Annotated in this window: 17 protein-coding genes; 14 read left to right on the top strand and 3 right to left on the bottom strand. The window is 73.6% G+C overall.

Annotation, left to right across the window (positions count from 1 at the left end; all coding sequences use genetic code 11):
- Positions 1–125: 125 nt before the first annotated feature.
- Positions 126–425 carry a DUF2087 domain-containing protein gene (locus ACIQPT_RS00820; protein ID WP_401150972.1) on the top strand — a complete coding sequence of 100 codons (300 nt, stop codon included), beginning with the start codon at positions 126–128 and terminating at the stop codon, positions 423–425.
- 13 nt (positions 426–438) lie between these two features.
- Here the strand turns inward: ACIQPT_RS00820 and ACIQPT_RS00815 are convergent, their stop codons facing one another.
- Together ACIQPT_RS00815 and ACIQPT_RS00810 are read right to left on the bottom strand one after the other, a co-directional pair.
- Positions 439–1,263: an aldo/keto reductase gene (locus ACIQPT_RS00815; RefSeq protein ID WP_401150969.1), complete on the bottom strand. Its 825-nt coding sequence runs from the start codon at positions 1,261–1,263 to the stop codon at positions 439–441.
- A gap of 176 nt (positions 1,264–1,439) precedes the next feature.
- The gene (locus ACIQPT_RS00810) at positions 1,440–2,603 is read right to left on the bottom strand and encodes an ABC transporter ATP-binding protein (RefSeq protein WP_401150967.1); all 1,164 of its coding nucleotides are present in this window, start codon (positions 2,601–2,603) and stop codon (positions 1,440–1,442) included.
- A gap of 145 nt (positions 2,604–2,748) precedes the next feature.
- Between ACIQPT_RS00810 and ACIQPT_RS00805 the strand changes: the two genes are divergently transcribed.
- A complete protein-coding gene (locus ACIQPT_RS00805) occupies positions 2,749–4,044 on the top strand; it encodes an alpha/beta fold hydrolase (protein WP_401150965.1) in 1,296 nt (431 codons plus the stop codon).
- An 86-nt stretch (positions 4,045–4,130) separates the two neighbouring features.
- Here the strand turns inward: ACIQPT_RS00805 and ACIQPT_RS00800 are convergent, their stop codons facing one another.
- Positions 4,131–4,706, bottom strand: a complete 576-nt coding sequence (locus ACIQPT_RS00800; protein WP_401150963.1) for a rhodanese-like domain-containing protein — start codon at positions 4,704–4,706, stop codon at positions 4,131–4,133.
- A gap of 283 nt (positions 4,707–4,989) precedes the next feature.
- Here ACIQPT_RS00800 and ACIQPT_RS00795 point away from each other — a divergent pair, with 283 nt between their 5' ends.
- The 12 genes from ACIQPT_RS00795 (at position 4,990) to ACIQPT_RS00740 (ending at position 16,787) form a co-directional block, all read left to right on the top strand.
- A complete protein-coding gene (locus ACIQPT_RS00795) occupies positions 4,990–5,724 on the top strand; it encodes a PIG-L deacetylase family protein (RefSeq protein ID WP_401150961.1) in 735 nt (244 codons plus the stop codon).
- A gap of 60 nt (positions 5,725–5,784) precedes the next feature.
- On the top strand, positions 5,785–6,384 hold the full coding sequence (locus tag ACIQPT_RS00790; protein ID WP_401150959.1) for a helix-turn-helix domain-containing protein: 600 nt from the start codon (positions 5,785–5,787) through the stop codon (positions 6,382–6,384).
- 112 nt (positions 6,385–6,496) lie between these two features.
- Positions 6,497–7,462, top strand: coding sequence for an NADPH:quinone oxidoreductase family protein (locus ACIQPT_RS00785; protein WP_401150956.1), 966 nt, complete (start codon positions 6,497–6,499; stop codon positions 7,460–7,462).
- The gene (locus ACIQPT_RS00780; protein WP_401150953.1) at positions 7,459–8,652 is read left to right on the top strand and encodes an acyl-CoA dehydrogenase family protein; all 1,194 of its coding nucleotides are present in this window, start codon (positions 7,459–7,461) and stop codon (positions 8,650–8,652) included. Before ACIQPT_RS00785 ends, ACIQPT_RS00780 begins: the two co-directional genes overlap by 4 nt.
- Positions 8,649–9,767 carry an acyl-CoA dehydrogenase family protein gene (locus ACIQPT_RS00775; RefSeq protein WP_401150951.1) on the top strand — a complete coding sequence of 373 codons (1,119 nt, stop codon included), beginning with the start codon at positions 8,649–8,651 and terminating at the stop codon, positions 9,765–9,767. The genes ACIQPT_RS00780 and ACIQPT_RS00775 overlap by 4 nt, the downstream gene beginning before the upstream one ends.
- A gap of 145 nt (positions 9,768–9,912) precedes the next feature.
- Entirely contained in the window at positions 9,913–10,428 is a 516-nt protein-coding gene (locus ACIQPT_RS00770) for a hypothetical protein (RefSeq protein WP_401150949.1), read from the top strand.
- 158 nt (positions 10,429–10,586) lie between these two features.
- The gene (locus ACIQPT_RS00765; protein WP_401150947.1) at positions 10,587–12,203 is read left to right on the top strand and encodes an ABC transporter substrate-binding protein; all 1,617 of its coding nucleotides are present in this window, start codon (positions 10,587–10,589) and stop codon (positions 12,201–12,203) included.
- A gap of 23 nt (positions 12,204–12,226) precedes the next feature.
- Positions 12,227–13,192 carry an ABC transporter permease gene (locus tag ACIQPT_RS00760; protein ID WP_401151579.1) on the top strand — a complete coding sequence of 322 codons (966 nt, stop codon included), beginning with the start codon at positions 12,227–12,229 and terminating at the stop codon, positions 13,190–13,192.
- Positions 13,185–14,042 carry an ABC transporter permease gene (locus ACIQPT_RS00755; RefSeq protein ID WP_401150945.1) on the top strand — a complete coding sequence of 286 codons (858 nt, stop codon included), beginning with the start codon at positions 13,185–13,187 and terminating at the stop codon, positions 14,040–14,042. The genes ACIQPT_RS00760 and ACIQPT_RS00755 overlap by 8 nt, the downstream gene beginning before the upstream one ends.
- Positions 14,039–15,037, top strand: a complete 999-nt coding sequence (locus ACIQPT_RS00750; protein ID WP_401150943.1) for an ABC transporter ATP-binding protein — start codon at positions 14,039–14,041, stop codon at positions 15,035–15,037. The genes ACIQPT_RS00755 and ACIQPT_RS00750 overlap by 4 nt, the downstream gene beginning before the upstream one ends.
- A 7-nt stretch (positions 15,038–15,044) precedes the next feature.
- Entirely contained in the window at positions 15,045–15,725 is a 681-nt protein-coding gene (locus ACIQPT_RS00745; RefSeq protein WP_401151576.1) for an ABC transporter ATP-binding protein, read from the top strand.
- Between the two features lie 183 nt (positions 15,726–15,908).
- Entirely contained in the window at positions 15,909–16,787 is an 879-nt protein-coding gene (locus ACIQPT_RS00740; RefSeq protein WP_401150940.1) for a phosphatidylinositol-specific phospholipase C/glycerophosphodiester phosphodiesterase family protein, read from the top strand.
- Positions 16,788–16,863 lie beyond the last annotated feature (76 nt).

The raw sequence follows: 16,863 nt of genomic DNA, 5'->3' as shown, positions 1-16,863 counted from the left end.
TCTTTGGCCGACGTCACGCTGCACATGCACCATCACAACCCGGGCGGTACGCGTCTGTCAACGCGAGGACGGGCAACGCCGAAAAGGCGTTGCCCGTCCTCCGGAAGCCTGCGACGCTTCCGGCCATGCCCGCCGAACAAGACACGCGTACGCCCCCGTCGCAGACCCCTCGTACCCACCGGGTCGAGGCGCTCTTCTCGCACGGCCGCCTGGTCGCGATCCCGCGCAAGGAGGCCCGGCGGGAGCAGTTGCTCGTGCACCTCGCCGACACGCTGTTCGAGCGGGAGCGCTCGTACACCGAACACGAGGTGAACGAGGCGCTGCTCACCGTCCACGAGGACTGCTCCGCGCTGCGCCGCTACCTCGTCGTCGCGGGGCTGCTGGTCCGGCCCCGGGACGGCAGCAGCTACCGCCGCGGTCGCTGACCGGCGAACCGGGTCAGTTGAGGGTGTCGGGGTCCGGGCCGGTGCGCAGGCCGCGGTCCAGGGCCGCGATGGCGTCCAGGTCCGCGGCCGACAGCTCGAAGTCGAAGACGTCGATGTTCTGCCGGATCCGCTCGGGCGTGACCGACTTGGGGATCACGACGTTGCCGAGCTGGAGGTGCCAGCGCAGCACCACCTGGGCCGGGGACTTGCCGTGCCGTTCGGCGATGGAGACCAGCGCCGCCTCCTTGAGCAGGGCGCCCTGGGCCAGCGGGCTCCAGGCCTCGGTGGCGATGCCGTGCTCGGCGTGGAAGGCGCGCAGCTCGGCCTGCTGGAGGCCCGGGTGCAGCTCGATCTGGTTGACGGCGGGGACGAGCGTGCCCGTCTCCAGCAGCCGGCTCAGGTGGGCGGGCTGGAAGTTGGAGACCCCGGCCGCGCGGATCCGGCCGTCGGCGGCCAGCTTCTCCAGGGCGCGCCAGCTCTCCGGGTACAGGTCGTGGGCGGGCGTAGGCCAGTGGATCAGGTAGAGGTCGACGTGGTCGAGGCCGAGCTTGGCCAGGCTCGCGTCGAAGGCGGCGAGCGTCGCGTCGTAGCCCTGGTCGGCGTTCCACAGCTTCGTGGTGATGAACAGCTCCTCGCGGGGGATCCCGGAGGCGGCCAGCGCGCGGCCCACGCCGACCTCGTTGCCGTAGATCGCCGCGGTGTCGATGGACCGGTAGCCGGCCTCCAGCGCGGCGGAGACGGCCGCGGTGGTCTCGTCGTCGGGCACCTGGAAGACGCCGAAGCCGAGCTGGGGGATGGTCACGCCGTTGTTGAGCGTGACGGTGGGGACGGTGGACATGGGGCGGCCTTCCGGTAGGGCGGTGTACGGGTTGCGCGGTGTACGTCGTGCGCGTCGCCGCCGGAATCGATGGCGTGCGACGTTTACTGGCGTCAACAATAATTGCACGCGCGGGTTATGTGCAAGCGCGGGCAAGGTGGGCCGGGTCGCGTCCCGCCGCCACCCCTGCCCGCCCCCTACGCATCCGCCACGGAGTCGAACTCCACCTCCTCACGGCCCACCCCCTGTGCGTCGGCGTCCACCGACCGGCGCAGCGCCTCGTGCAGCTTCGCCGGGGTGAGGACCCCGAGGAACCGGGCCCCGTCCAGCACCGCCACCCACCCCGCGTCGTGCTGGAGCATCTCGCTGAACGCCTGCTTCAGCGGGGCGCCCACCGGCACCCACGCGTCCATCCGGCGGGCGAGTACGCCCACGGCCTCCTTCTCCCCGGCCGAACGCAACGCGTCCGCCGCCACCCAGCCGTGCAGCTCGCCGCCGCCGTTCAGCACCACCGCCCACCGGGCCCCCGCCGCCTCCAGCCGGGCCGCCGCCTCCCGGGCGGGCTCCTCCAGCAGGGCCACCGGGGGCTCCTCCAGGTCCTCCGGTTCGATCGCGGTGACCGACAGCCGCTTCAGCCCCCGGTCGGAGCCCACGAACCGGGCCACGTACGGCGTCGCCGGGGTGCCGAGCACGGCGGCCGGGGTGTCGAACTGCTCGATGCGCCCCTCCCCGTACACCGCGATCCGGTCGCCCATCCGCACCGCCTCCTCGATGTCGTGCGTCACCAGGAGCACCGTCTTGCGCACCCGCTGCTGCAGGGCCAGGAACTCGTTCTGCAGCCGCTCCCGCACCACCGGGTCCACCGCCCCGAACGGCTCGTCCATCAGCAGCACCGGCGGATCCGCCGCGAGCGCCCGCGCCACGCCCACCCGCTGGCGCTGGCCGCCGGAGAGCTGCGCCGGATAGCGCGAGCCGTACGTCTTCGGGTCCAGGCCCACCAGGTCCAGCAGCTCCGCCGCCCGCTCCCGGGCCCGTGCCCGCTTCCAGCCGACCAGCGCCGGTACGGTCGCGGTGTTGTCCAGGACCGTGCGGTGCGGGAAGAGGCCCACCTGCTGGATCACATAGCCGATCCGGCGGCGCAGCTTCACCGGGTCGATCCCGGCGATGTCCTCGCCGTCCACCAGGATCCGGCCCGAGGTCGGCTCGATCAGTCGGTTCACCATCATCATCGTGGTCGTCTTCCCACAGCCGGAAGGCCCCACCAGGGTCACCAGCTCGCCCTCCGCCACCTCGAAGGTCAGCCCGTCGACCGCCGTCGTCCCGTCCGGATAGACCTTGCCGACCTCTTCGAACCGGATCATGTCTGCACGCTAGGAGCACCCCGGCCGCCGCGCACACGGGCCGGGACCGTCCGGGGCACAGCCCCTTGGCCGTTCGCGGGGAGGGCATGTGCTGAACTGGCCCTTTCGCCCGGATCAGCCCGCACCCCGGATTCAGGAGTTCCCCGTGAGCAGTTACCGGCAGCCCGGTGTCGTCCTCACCGACCGGCGCTTCACCGTGCCCCTCGACCACAGCGACCCCGGCGGCGAGCAGATCGAGGTCTACGGCCGGGAAGCGGTCGCCGCCTCCCGGGCCGGCGAGGAACTGCCCTGGCTGGTCTACCTGGAGGGCGGCCCCGGCTTCGGCGCGCGCCGCTTCGTCGGCACGGAGGCCTGGCTCGGGCGGGCCCTGCGCGACTACCGGGTGCTCCTCCTCGACCAGCGCGGCACCGGACTGTCCACCCCGGCCAACCGGCAGACCCTCCCGCTGCGCGGCGGCCCGCGCGAACAGGCCGACTACCTCGCCCACTTCCGCTCCGACTCCATCGTCCGCGACTGCGAACTGATCCGGCCGCAGCTCACCGGCGGAGCACCCTGGACGGTCCTGGGCCAGTCCTTCGGCGGCTTCTGCGCCGTCCGCTATCTCTCCTCGGCGCCCGAGGGCCTCGCGGCGGTCCTCATCACCGGCGGACTGCCCTCGCTGGACGCGCACGCGGACGACGTCTACCGGGCCGCGTACCCGCGTATCGAACGGAAGGTCGCCGCCCACTACGCCCGCTACCCGCAGGACGTCGAGCGCGCCCGCGCCATCGCCGCGTACCTCGCCGAGCACCGGCCCGAGAGCGCCGGACACCGGCTCACGCCCGAGGGCTTCCAGTCGCTCGGCATCATGCTCGGCTCCGGCAGCGGCAGCCACCAGCTCCACTACCTGCTGGAGAACGCCTTCGTCCGCACCCCGGGCGCCACCGAACTCTCCGACACCTTCCAGGAAGCGATGCGCACCGCCTCCTCCTTTGCCGGGCACCCGCTGTACGCCCTGCTGCACGAGGCCATCTACGGGCAGGGCGAGCGCGCCACGGCCTGGGCGGCGGAACGCGTACGGGCCGAGTTCCCGCAGTTCGACGCGGCGGCGGCACTGAAGGGCGACGGACCCGTCCTCTTCACCGGCGAGACCATCCACCCCTGGCACTTCGACGTCGACCCGGCGCTGCGCCCGCTGCGCGAGACCGCCGAACTGCTCGCGCAGCGCACCGACTGGCCCGTGCTGTACGACCCCGAGCGGCTCGCCGCCAACGAGGTCCCGGTCGCGGCGGCCGTCTACCACGACGACATGTACGTCGACACCGCGGACTCGCTGCGCACGGCGGCGGCGATCCGGGGGCTGCGGACCTGGGTGACGAACGAGTACGAGCACGACGGGGTGCGGGCGGGCGGCCCCCGGGTCCTGGACCGGCTGCTGGCGCTGGTGCGCGACGAGGCCTGACCGGCCGAGGCCGGTGCGCCCGCCCGGGGCCCGGCCGGTCGCTGACCGGCCGGGCCCCGCCGGATCAGCGCTGGGTCAACGCTGGATCAGCGCTGGAGCTCCTCCAGCGTGGCGTCCAGGTCACCGGCGGCCCGCGGGGCCCGGTTGTACGGCAGCTTCGAGAGGACCGCGGCCATCCCGCAGGTGTTGCTGACCGCCGAGTACACCAAGCCCGTGCCGATGCCCGCGGACAGCCAGCGCGCCGCCGGGAAGCGGATGCCCGCGACCAGCCCCGCCACCACCAGCGAGCCCGCCGCGAGCCGCACCTGACGCTCCATGGGCCAGGTGGTGCGCGCGCCCTCGGGGCGGTCCAGACCCCGGCCGTCGCCCTCCCACGCCGACGTGCCGCCGGTCAGCGTCACGGCCTCGATGTCCGCGCCCGAGAGGATCTCGCAGGCCCGCGTGGACCGGACCCCGGAAGCGCACACCACCAGCAGCGAACCGCGCGCGGAGGCGGACTTGAGGGCGGGCAGCGCGTCCGGCAGCTTGTCGAGCGGGATGTTCAGGGCGCCGGGGACATGTCCGGCGGCGTACTCGCCCGGAGCCCGCACGTCGATGACGGTGAACTCCTCCAGACGGGCTGCGGCCTGGGCGGGGGAGAGGGATGCGGGGCTGGTGGGCACGGGCGGGTTCCTTTCGTTCGCCGGGGCGGCGGGGCGGGAGGGAGGCCTCCCACCGGTCCGGACGGGCCGGGCCGGGTTCGCGGTGGTCGCCACCGGACTCCAGCGTCGCACGCCCGGCACCGCCGCCGGGCCCCGGCCGGTCGGGCGACTCGCCCCGGCCCGGCGCCCGGAGCGTTCCCGAGCACCCCGGGCACCCCGAGCACCCCGGGCACCCCGAGCACCCCGGGCACCCCGAGTGCCTGGCCGGCCTGCCGGTGGGACGTGACGTGGGTAGCCTGCCGGTATGACGCCGCAGCGACTCGAACCCATGCCCGTCGACTGGCAGCGCGCCCTGGCCGTGGTCGCCCACCCCGACGACCTGGAGTACGGGGCGGCCGCCGCCGTGGCCGAGTGGACCGACGGCGGCCGCGAGGTCGTCTATCTCCTGGCCAGCCGCGGCGAGGCCGGGATCGACACCCTGCCGCCCGAGGAGTGCGCCCCGGTGCGCGAGCGGGAGCAGCGGGCGAGCGCCGCCGTCGTCGGCGTGACGACCGTGGAGTTCCTGGACCACCGCGACGGGGTGATCGAATACGGCACCGGGCTGCGGCGCGACATCGCCGCGGCCATCCGCCGCCACCGCCCCGAGCTGGTGGTCACCCTCAACCACCGGGACACCTGGGGCGGGGTCGCCTGGAACACCCCCGACCACCGCGCGGTCGGGCGCGCCGCGCTGGACGCCGTCGCCGACGCGGGCAACCGCTGGATCTTCCCGGAACTCCGCGAGGAGGGACTCCAGCCGTGGGACGGGGTGCGCTGGACCGCCGTGGCGGGCAGCGACCGGCCCACCCACGCGGTCGACGCCACGGCCGGCCTCGAACGCTCGGTCCGGTCGCTGCTGGAGCACCGGACGTATATCGAGGCGCTGACCCAGGAGGATCCGGAGCGGTACTGCCGGACCTTCCTGACGGGCATGGTGGAGGCCGCCGCCGAGCAGTTCGGCGGCCGGCCCGCGGTCACCTTCGAGGTCTTCGCCCACTGACCGCGCCTGAGACACTCTTCCTGCATTGACAAAACGGCTTGCCGATTCTGCAATAGCCGTATGAAGGAACACGACCGGGACGACCCGGAACTGGAGACCGTCCTGTCCGGCGTCGGCCCCCGCCTGCGCCGGCTGCGCAAGGACCGCGGAGTCACCCTCGCCGCACTCTCGGCCGCCACCGGCATCTCCGTCTCCACGCTCTCCCGGCTGGAGTCCGGCGGCCGGCGCCCCAGCCTCGAACTGATGCTGCCGATCGCCCGCGCCCACGAGGTGCCGCTCGACGACCTGGTGGGCGCCACTCCGGTCGGCGACCCCCGGGTGCGGGCCAAGCCGATCGTCCAGCACGGCCGCACCATGCTGCCGCTGACCGCCCGGCCCGGCGGCCTCCAGGCGTACAAACTGATCCAGGAGCCCGGCAGCGGCGGCCCGCCGGAACAGCGCACCCACGAGGGGTACGAGTGGCTGTTCGTGCTCTCCGGGAAGCTGCGGCTGCTGCTCGCCGAACACGACCTGGTGCTGGAGCCGGGGGAGGCCGCCGAGTTCGACACCCGGCTGCCGCACTGGTTCGGCCCGGCCGAGGACGAGACGGTGGAGTTCCTGAGTCTGTTCGGCCCGCAGGGCGAGCGCATGCACGTGAGGGCGAAGCCGAAGCGGGGCTGAGGGGCCCGCCGTCGGTCGCTTCGGGGTGTTCCCAGATCGGCAAGCGACCGCTTAGTATGCGCCGGAGCAGTGGTAATGCCGACCGTGTTCGACAGTGTTGTGGAGGCCCCTCATGCAGGCATGGCGAGTGCACCGGAACGGCGAGCCGGGCGAGGTGATGCGGCTGGAGGAGACGGACCGGCCCACCCCCGGCGACGGGCAGGTGCTCGTCGAGGTCCGCGCGGCGAACGTCAACTTCCCCGACGCCCTGCTCTGCCGGGGCCAGTACCAGGTGCGGCCGCCGCTGCCGTTCACCCCGGGCGTCGAGGTGTGCGGCACGACCGAGGACGGCCGACGGGTCCTCGCCACCCCGGCCCTGCCGCACGGCGGCTTCGCCGAGTACGTCGTCGCGGACGAGGCGGCCCTGCTGCCCGCGCCCGACGCCCTGGACGACGCCGAAGCGGCCGCGCTGCACATCGGCTACCAGACCGGCTGGTTCGGCCTGCACCGCCGCGCCAACCTCGAGGCGGGCGAGACGCTTCTCGTCCACGCGGCGGCGGGCGGCGTCGGCAGCGCGGCCGTCCAGCTCGGCAAGGCCGCGGGCGCGCGGGTCATCGGCGTCGTCGGCGGCCCGGAGAAGGCCGCCGTCGCCCGTGAACTCGGCTGCGACCTGGTCATCGACCGCCGCTCCGAGGACATCGTCGCCGCCGTGAAGGAAGCCACCGGCGGGCGCGGCGCGGACGTCGTCTACGACCCGGTCGGCGGCGACGCGTACGCCAAGTCCGTCAAGTGCATCGCCTTCGAGGGGCGCATCCTCGTCGTCGGCTTCGCCAGCGGCGTCATCCCCACCCCGGGCCTCAACCACGCCCTGGTGAAGAACTACTCCGTCGTCGGACTGCACTGGGGCCTCTACAACACCAAGGACCCGGCCGCCGTCCGCGCCTGCCACGACGAGCTGACCAAGCTGGCCGCACAGGGCATCGTCAAACCCCTGGTCAGTGAGCGTGTCGCGATGGCCGGAGCGGCCGACGCCGTCCAGCGTGTCGCCGACGGCACCAGCACCGGCCGCATCGTCGTCCTGCCCGGAGGCGCCCGATGAGCCCCGCAGTCGACGCCGCCGACGTCCGCCGCCGCACCCGCGAACTGCTCGCCGCGCACCCGCCCGCCACCACCGACCGCACCGAGTTCCTCAAGGCCCGCTTCGACGCCGGCCTCGCCTGGGTCCACTACCCGGTGGGCCTCGGCGGACTCGACGCGCCCCGCTCCCTCCAGCAGGTCGCCGACGCCGAACTCGCCGCGGCCGACGCGCCCGACAACGACCCGCGCCGCATCGGCATCGGCCTCGGCATGGCCGCCCCCACCGTCCTCGGCTTCGGCACCGAGGAACAGAAGCAACGCTTCCTGCGCCCCCTGTGGGTCGGCGAGGAGGTCTGGTGCCAGCTCTTCAGTGAACCCGGCGCCGGATCCGACCTGGCGGCCCTCGCCACCCGGGCCGTCCAGGACGAGACGGGTGACTGGATCGTCGACGGCCAGAAGGTCTGGACGTCCAGCGCCCACCTGGCCCGCTGGGCGATCCTCATCGCCCGCACCGACCCTGACCTGCCCAAGCACCGGGGCATCAGCTACTTCATCTGCGACATGACCGACCCCGGCGTCGAGGTCCGGCCGCTGCGCCAGATCACCGGCGAGGCCGAGTTCAACGAGGTCTTCCTCACCGGCGTACGCATCCCTGACAGCCGTCGCCTCGGCCCCGTCGGCGAGGGCTGGAAGGTCGCCCAGACCACCCTGATGAACGAGCGCGTCTCCATCGGCGGCTCCCGCATCCCGCGCGAGGGCGGCATGATCGGCCCGGTCGCGAAGACCTGGCGCGAACGCCCCGACCTGCGCACCCCCGACACCCACCAGCGCCTGCTGACCCTCTGGGTGGAGGCCGAGGTCGCCCGGCTCACCGGCGAGCGGCTCCGCCAGCAGCTCGTCGCCGGACAGCCCGGCCCCGAGGGCTCGGGCATGAAGCTCGCCTTCGCCCGGCTCAACCAGGAGATCAGCGGCCTGGAAGTCGAACTGCTCGGCGACGAGGGCCTGTTGTACGGCGACTGGACCATGAGCCGCCCGGAGCTGGTCGACTTCACCGGACGGGACGCCGGCTACCGCTATCTCCGCTCCAAGGGCAACTCCATCGAGGGCGGCACCAGTGAGGTCCTGCTGAACATCGTGGCCGAGCGCGTCCTCGGCCTGCCCTCCGAACCCCGCAACGACAAGGACGTCGCCTGGAAGGACCTGAGCCGATGACCGCGCCCACCCAGCCCCCCGCCACCCCCGACCTGCTCTACTCGCAGGACGAGGAGGACCTGCGCTCCGCCGTGCGCGCCCTCCTCGCCGACCGGGCCGACGCGCCGACGGTGATCGCCGCGACCGAGTCCGACACGCCGTACGACCCGCAGCTGTGGGCCTCGCTCGCCGGCGGCATCGGCGCGGCCGGACTCCTCGTACCGGAGAAGCTCGGCGGCCAGGGCGCGTCCCACCGCGAGGCCGCCGTCGTCCTGGAGGAGCTGGGCCGCAGCGTCGCCCCCGCCCCGTATCTGACCAGCTCCGTCGTGGCCACCGAGACCCTGCTCGCGCTGGGCGGGGAGGAAGGACCGGCCGCCGCGCTCCTCGGCGAACTGGCCTCGGGCGCCCGTACGGCCGTGCTCGCCGTGCCCTTCGCGACCCCGCCCGCCGGGGCGGACGCGGTCCTCACCTCGCTGGACGGCACGGTACGCGGCGTCGCCGACGCGGCGGCCGCCGATGTGCTGCTGGTGCCGACCGCCGAGGGCCTGTACGCGGTCGAGGCCTCGGGCCCCGGCGTCACCGTGGACGCGCTCGTCCCGCTCGACCTGACCCGCCCGCTCGCCGCCGTCACCCTGACCGGGGCGGCCGGGACCCTGCTCGCCGACGCGGAAACCGGCGCCACCGCCGTACGGCGCGGACTGCTCGCCGGAGCCGGACTACTCGCCTCCGAACAGCTCGGGATCGCCGAGTGGTGCCTGACCGAGACCGTGCGGTACACCCGCGAACGCCACCAGTTCAACCGGCCCGTGGGCTCGTTCCAGTCGCTCAAGCACCGGATGGCGCAGCTCTGGCTGGAGATCGTCTCGGCCCGCGCCGCCGCCCGCAACGCCGCCGACGCGCTGGCCACCCACAGCCCCGACGCCCCGCTCGCCGTCGCGGTGGCCCAGGCGTACTGCTCGGGCGTCGCGGTCCACGCCGCCGAGGAGTGCGTCCAGCTGCACGGCGGGATCGGCATGACCTGGGAGCACCCCGCGCACCTGTACCTGAAGCGCGCCAAGGCCGACTCGATCGCGTACGGCACGGCGGGCGGCCATCGGCAGGCCGTCGCGGAACTGGCGGAGCTGCCGGCCCCGTAGCCCCTGATCGCCCCTGGGTACACCGGCCCGCTCGTCCGATCCGGTGATGTGCGCGTGCGAGGCGATCCGTTCCGCCTCGGTGGGCGTTTGTCCGTGGGGCGCGTGTGCGCCCCACGGACACGACGGACAAGGGTGTGAGGCGGCTATGACGGACACGGATCGCAGGAGCATGCTGCGACTGGCCTCGGCGGCGACCATCGCCGGGGGACTGGTCGCCGGGGCCGGCGGGCCCGCCCACGCGGCGCGCAGGGCGGACCGCCGGATCGTCCTGACCGGCAGGCGCACGGGCGCGAACATCCCGGACGTCCTCACGGCCGGCGTCCCGTACTTCGTCCGGTACGACCTGTCGGACGCGCAGGGCGAGATCGTGGGCACCGAGAACGCGCACTGCCTGCCGGTCGCCGTGGGGCTGGACGGGTCGTACGTCCTGGCGACGCTCGTCCTGAGCCTCGACGACGGCCTGATCACGGCGGCCACGGCCTTCCAGCGGCCGCTTCCCGCCCTGACCGAGCCCCCGGTGAACGCGCAGCCGTGGTCCCACGTCTTCGCGATCACCGGGGGGACGGGTGCCTACGCCGGCGCGGACGGCTCGATCACGATCGAGCACCCGACGAGGGACGAGGACGTACTCACCATCGACCTGGCCGACGCCTCGCTGTAGGCGGGCGGGGCCGGCCCCCTGAGAGGCCATCCCCTGTCGTACCGGCCCCGGTGCACGCGTCCCGCCGGTCGAGGCGGGGTGTACCAGGGCCTTTTACGTGCTGTTTAATTGCGTGCTGTTCGCAATAACAGCCGATCTTCAACAGGGATGTGCAGAGTATGACGGCCCGATCGATACGGGTGGCGGTCGCCGCCACACTGGCGACCGCCCTGTCCCTGACCGCGGCAGCCTGCTCGAACCCGGACAGCGCCAAGAGCGGTTCCGGATCGGGGTCCACCTCGGCCGTCGTCGGCATCGCCTACGAGCCCGACAGCCTGAGCCCGCTGCTCGGCTACGGCAAGGACGGCAACTCCAAGATCTTCGACGGACTGCTCGCCCTGGACGCGGACATGAAGCTCCGCCCCGCCCTCGCCGCCGAACTCCCCGAGGTCAGCGCCGACGGCCTGACCTACACGTACAAGCTGCGCACGGGCGTGAAGTTCAGCGACGGCAAGGCGTTCGGCGCCAAGGACGTCGTCTTCACCTACCGCACCATCCTCGACGAGAAGACCAACAACGCCTCCCGCACAGAGCTGGACGCCGTCAAGGATGTCACCGCGAAGGGCGACGACACGGTCGTCTTCACGCTCAAGTACCCCTACGCGCCGTTCGCCCAGCGCACCGTCCTGCCCATCGCCCCCGAGCACATCGCGGGCAAGCAGGACGTCAACACCGGGGCCTTCACCACCAAGCCGATCGGCACCGGGCCCTACGTCCTCACCAAGTGGTCCAAGGGCGAGAAGCTCAGCTTCACCGCCAACCCCCACTACTGGGGCGGTGAGCCGGAGGTGAAGAAGTTCACCATGGCGATCATCAAGGACGACGACGTGCGCGCCACCCGGCTGCGCTCCGGCGACCTCGACGGCGCGATCCTGCCGCCCAACCTCGCCAAGGGCTTCGCGGACGACAAGGGCAAGAAGACCTACGCCGCCACCACCTACGACTACCGCACGGTGACGCTCCCGACCCACAACAAGGTCGCCGGAGACACCGCCGTGCGCCGCGCCCTCGACATCGCCGTCGACCGCGAGACCATGGTCGACGCCATCCTCAACGGCGACGGCAAGCCCGCCTACGGGCCCGTCCCCACCGACAGCGAGTGGTTCACCAAGGGCACCGAGCGCCCCCACGACCTCGCCGCCGCGAAGAAGATCCTCGACGAAGCCGGCTGGAAGCCCGGCAAGGACGGCGTCCGGGTCAAGGACGGCGTGCGCGCCGCGTTCCCGCTCTGGTACCTCACCGGCGACAAGCTCCGCCAGGAGCACGCCCTGGCCTACGCCTCCGACGCCAAGAAGGCCGGCATCGCCATCACCGCCGAGGCCGGCACCTGGGAGGTCATCGAGCCCCGGATGAAGCACGACGCCGTGCTCGCGGGCGGCGGCTCGCCCGCCGACCCCGACTTCGACCAGTACACCCTGCTGAAGTCCTCCCTCGCGGGCGACGGCTTCAACAACATGGCCTGGTACGACAACAAGGCCGTCGACACCGCGATCGAGGCCGGCCGCAGGAGTGGCGACAAGGCCGAGCGCAAGAAGGCCTACGACACCGTCCAGCGTGAGCTGGTGAAGAACCCGGGCTACACCTTCCTCACCCACATCGACCACCTCTACGTCGTCGACGACCGCTTCGGCTCCCTCACCACCCAGGTGGAGCCGCACGACCACGGGCTGGCCTCCGGCCCCTGGTGGAACGTCGAGAAGTGGTCCACGAAGAGCGCCGGGGGCTCGAAGAAGTGAGCCACCGCCTCCCCTGGGGGCCGATGGCGCGGATGGCGGGACGGCGGGCCCTGTTCGCCGTCCCCGTCCTCGGCGTCGTCACCTTCGGCGTCTTCGCCGTCGCCGCCGCGTCCCCCTTCGACCCGGTCAAGGCCTACGCGGGCACCGCCGGGCTCACCGCGTCGCAGGAGAACCTCGACCAGCTGCGGGCCAACCTCGGCGTCGACCAGCCGCTCGTCGCCCGCTGGTGGGACTGGCTGACCTCCGCGCTCCAGGGCGACTTCGGGGACTCCAGCCTCATGCGCCAGCCGGTCGCCGACGTCATCGCGGAGCGCATGGGCTGGTCCGTCCTGCTCGCCGCCACCGCCTTCCTGATCGCGATCCTGCTCGGCACCGGCCTCGGCGTCCTCGCCGCCCGCAGGCCCGGCGGCTGGCTCGACCGGTGCGTCAGCTCCGCCGCGTACACCCTGGAGGCCGCCCCCGCCTTCTGGCTCGGGCTCCTCGCCATCTGGTTCTTCGCGTTGAAGCTGGACGTCCTCCCGGCCGGCGGGCTCACCGACGCCGCCAGCGATGTCGTCACCTTCGGCCAGGTCGCCTCGCACCTCGTGCTGCCCGCCGCCGTCCTCGGCGTCTCCCAGCTGCCGTGGTTCTTCCTGTACGTACGCCAAGGGGTCGCCGACGCCCTCGCCGAAGACCCCGTGCGCGGGGCGCGCGCCCGCGGGCTGAGCGAGCGCACCGTGCTTCTCGGCCACGCCCTGCGCTCCGGGATGCTGCCGATGCTCACCCTGATCGGCTCCCGCGTCCCCGAACTCATCACCGGCGCGCTGCTCGTCGAGACGGTCTTCAGCTGGCCAGGCATCGCCGCCGCCACCGTGGAGGCCGCCACCTCGGTGGACTTCTCCCTGCTCGCCGCGCTCACGGTGCTCGCCACCGCCGCCGTGCTGCTCGGCAACCTGCTCTCCGACCTCCTCTACGGACTCGCCGACCCCCGGGTGGCCTTCGATGGCTGAGACCACGCTCGCCCTCCCCGGCCGCACCACCCGCCGCGTCCGGATCGTCACCTCGGCCACGATCGTCGTCGCCGTCGCGCTCGCCGTCCTCGTCGTGCCGCCGCTGGCCCAGCTCGACCAGCAGGCCGTCGACCTGGCCAACAAGCTCGACCCGCCGTCCTGGGCCCACCCGTTCGGCACCGACGACGTCGGCCGCGACCTCCTGCTGCGCTGCGTCTACGGCCTGCGCGTCTCGCTGCTCGTCGGCCTCGTCGCGGCCCTCACCGCCACCGTCATCGGCACCGCGATCGGCGCGCTCGCCGGGGCGTTCGGCGGCTGGACCGACCGGGTCGTGATGCGCGTCGTCGACGCCCTGTCCTCCATCCCGCATCTGCTGCTCGGCATCTTCATCGTCGCGATGTTCCGGCCCGGCGTCTGGCCGGTGATCATCTCGGTCGCCCTGACGCACTGGATCTCCACCGCCCGGATCGTCCGCTCCGAGGTGCTCTCGCTGCGCTCGCGCCCCTTCATCGACGCGGCCGTCTCCGGCGGGGCCTCCCGCACCCGGGTCATCGTGCGGCACCTGCTGCCCGGGGTGCTCCCGCAGGCCGGACTGGCCGCCGTGCTGATGGTGCCGCACGCCATGTGGCACGAGTCCGCGCTCTCCTTCCTCGGCCTCGGCCTCCCGGCCCATCAGGCGAGCCTCGGCAACCTCGTCCAGTCCGCGCGCGGATCGCTGCTCGCGGGGGACTGGTGGCCCACCCTCTTCCCCGGCCTCTTCCTGATCATCCCGACCCTCGCGCTCGCGGGACTCGCCGGAGCCTGGCGCGACCGGATCAACCCGCGCCGGAAATCGGAGCTGATGCTGTGACCGACGCCCGTGAGAACACCGGGGTACCCGCCCTCGACGTCCGGGACCTCTCCGTCCGCTTCCGGATGCGCGGCGGCCGGGACATCGCCGCCGTCACCGACGCCCGCTTCTCCGTCGCACCGGGGGAGTGCCTGGCCCTGGTCGGCGAGAGCGGCTGCGGCAAGTCCGTCCTGGCCTCCGCCCTGCTCGGACTGCTGCCCGCCAACGCCGCCACCACCGGCAGCGCGGTGCTCGGCGGGGACCTGGACCTGCTCACCGCCGATGAACGCACGCTCGCCCGTACGGTACGGGGTCGGCGCATCGGCCTCGTACCGCAGAGTCCCGCCGCCCACCTCACCCCCGTGCGCACCGTCCGGGCCCAGCTGGAGGAGAGCCTGCGCGAGCTGACCGGGGTGCGGGGGAGCGAACTGCGCAAGGCCGCCGTGGTGGCGGCGGACCGCGCCTCGTTCCCCGACGGCCACCTCGACCGCTACCCGCACGAGCTCTCCGGCGGCCTCGCCCAGCGCGCCGCGACCGCCCTCGCCCTGATCGGCGACGCCCCGCTGCTGCTCGCCGACGAACCGACCACCGGACTCGACCGGGACCTCGTCGAGCGGACGGTGGACGAACTGCGCCGCCACACCGACGAGGGCCGCGCGCTGCTGATCATCACCCACGACCTGGCCGCCGCCGAACGCATCGCCGACCGGGTCGCCGTCATGTACGCCGGCCGGATCGTCGAGATCGCCGACGCCGCCCCCTTCTTCGGCGCACCCGGCCCCCGCCACCCGTACGCCAAGGGGCTGCTGGACGCCCTGCCCGAGCGGGACTTCGCCCCGATCCCCGGCATGCCGCCGGAGCTGGGGGCGCTGCCCGACGGCTGCGCCTTCGCCGCCCGCTGCGCGTACGCGGATGCCCGCTGCACCGGCGAACAGCCGGCCTTCGACGCGGACCTGGCCTGCCACCACGCGCTGACCGGCAGGCCGCACCCCCTCAAGGAGGCCGCCGATGCCTGAGACACCGATGCTCGAGCTGACCCGGATCACCGCCGGATACGACCGCCGCGACCCCGTCGTCCGCGATGTCTCCCTGCACGTCGCGGCGGGCGAGGCGGTCGGGCTGCTGGGCCCCAGCGGCTGCGGCAAGTCCACCCTGGCCAAGGTCGCCGCCCTCCTGCACCGCCCCGACGCCGGAACCATGACCCTGGACGGCACGGTGATACGCGGCTGGCGGCACCGGGCCCCGCGCGAGCAGCGCACGGCCGTCGGCGTCGTCTTCCAGCAGCCCCGGCTCTCCGCCGACCCCCGGCTCAGCCTGCGCGAACTGATCGCCCAGCCGCTGCGGTCCACCGGGCGCCGCCGGGAGGTCCCCGGGCGGGTGGGTGAACTGGCCCCGCTGGTCGGCCTCTCCGAGGAGCTGCTGGAGCGCCGCCCGCACGCGGTGAGCGACGGCCAGCTCCAGCGGGCCTGTCTGGCACGGGCCCTGGTGCTGGAGCCCCGGCTGCTGATCTGCGACGAGATGACCGCGATGCTCGACGCGTCCACCACGGCGGCCCTGGTCTCGGTGGTCGAGCGCTACCGCTCCGAGTCCGGGGCGGCCCTGCTGGCCGTCGGCCACGACCGGGTGCTGCTGGAGCGCTGGTGCGACCGTACGGTCCGCTGGGGCGAGCGGAACGCCGGAAGCGAGCGCGTCGCGGTCGGCTGAGCGCACGTCACGCGCGGGGTACAGCGGAGGCCGCACGGGAATCGGCGAACAGCGGATGCGGCCCGGCCGACCGACCGGCGACGGTCCGGCCAACTCTTGGCAGGTACCTGCCCAATGGCTGGGTCGCGACTCCATACTCGACGCGACCGTCCACCCCGCCCGTCCGCCGCTCAGGGAGTCCCCATGGCCCACCTCATCCGCCGCCGCGCGCTCACGGTCGCCCTCGCCACCGCCGCCGCGGGAGTCGCCGTCCCCACCGCGACGGCGGCCGCCGCGCCCGCCCGTCCGCGCGGCCCGCGTCCGTTACGCCACGCCCACGCGCACAACGACTACCTGCACCCCCGGCCGCTGCACGACGCGCTCGCGCACGGCTTCACCAGCGTCGAGGCGGACGTCTTCCTCGTCGACGGCGAGCTGCTCGTCGCCCACGAGCCCGCGGACCTCGACCCCACCCGCACGCTCACCTCGCTCTACCTGGACCCGCTCGCCGCCCTGGTCCGCGCGGGGCACGGCGGCGTCCACCCGCACCACCGCGCCCCGCTGCAACTCCTCATCGACATCAAGGCCGACGGCGTCGCCGCCTACCAGGAGCTGGACCGGCAACTGCGCCGCCACCGCCGGATCCTCACCCGCTACCGCCACGGCCGCGTCCACCCCGGCGCGGTCACCCCGGTGATCTCCGGCGACCGCGCCGCCCGCGCCCCCATGGAGGCGCAGCGCACCCGGTACGCGTTCTACGACGGCCGCCTCGACGACCTCGGCACCGCGGCCCCCGCCTCGTTCGCCCCGCTCGTCAGCGCCAACTGGACCGAGAGCTTCGGCTGGCGCGGCGCGGGCCCCTTCCCCCGGGCCGAGCGCGACCGGCTCCGCACCCTCGTCGCCACCGCCCACCGCGAGGGCCGCCGCATCCGCTTCTGGGCCACGCCCGACCTGCCGGGACCCGAACGCGAGGCCGTCTGGTCCGAACTGCTCGCCGCCGGGGTCGACCACCTCAACACCGACGATCTGGCCGGACTCGAACACTTCCTCCGCGCTCGCGGGAACGGAGCCCCGACCCCGTAACGCCCACCGGGCCGGAAGTACCCGTTCGGCGGACACGCCAGTCCGCCGAACAGCCCCTCCGCTGCGCCACACTGGC

This window comes from Streptomyces sp. NPDC091289, from assembly GCF_044757365.1.
Lineage (GTDB): Bacteria > Actinomycetota > Actinomycetes > Streptomycetales > Streptomycetaceae > Streptomyces.
The sequence above is the reverse complement of the archived record's forward strand: the minus strand, read 5'-3'. Positions and strand labels throughout refer to the sequence as shown.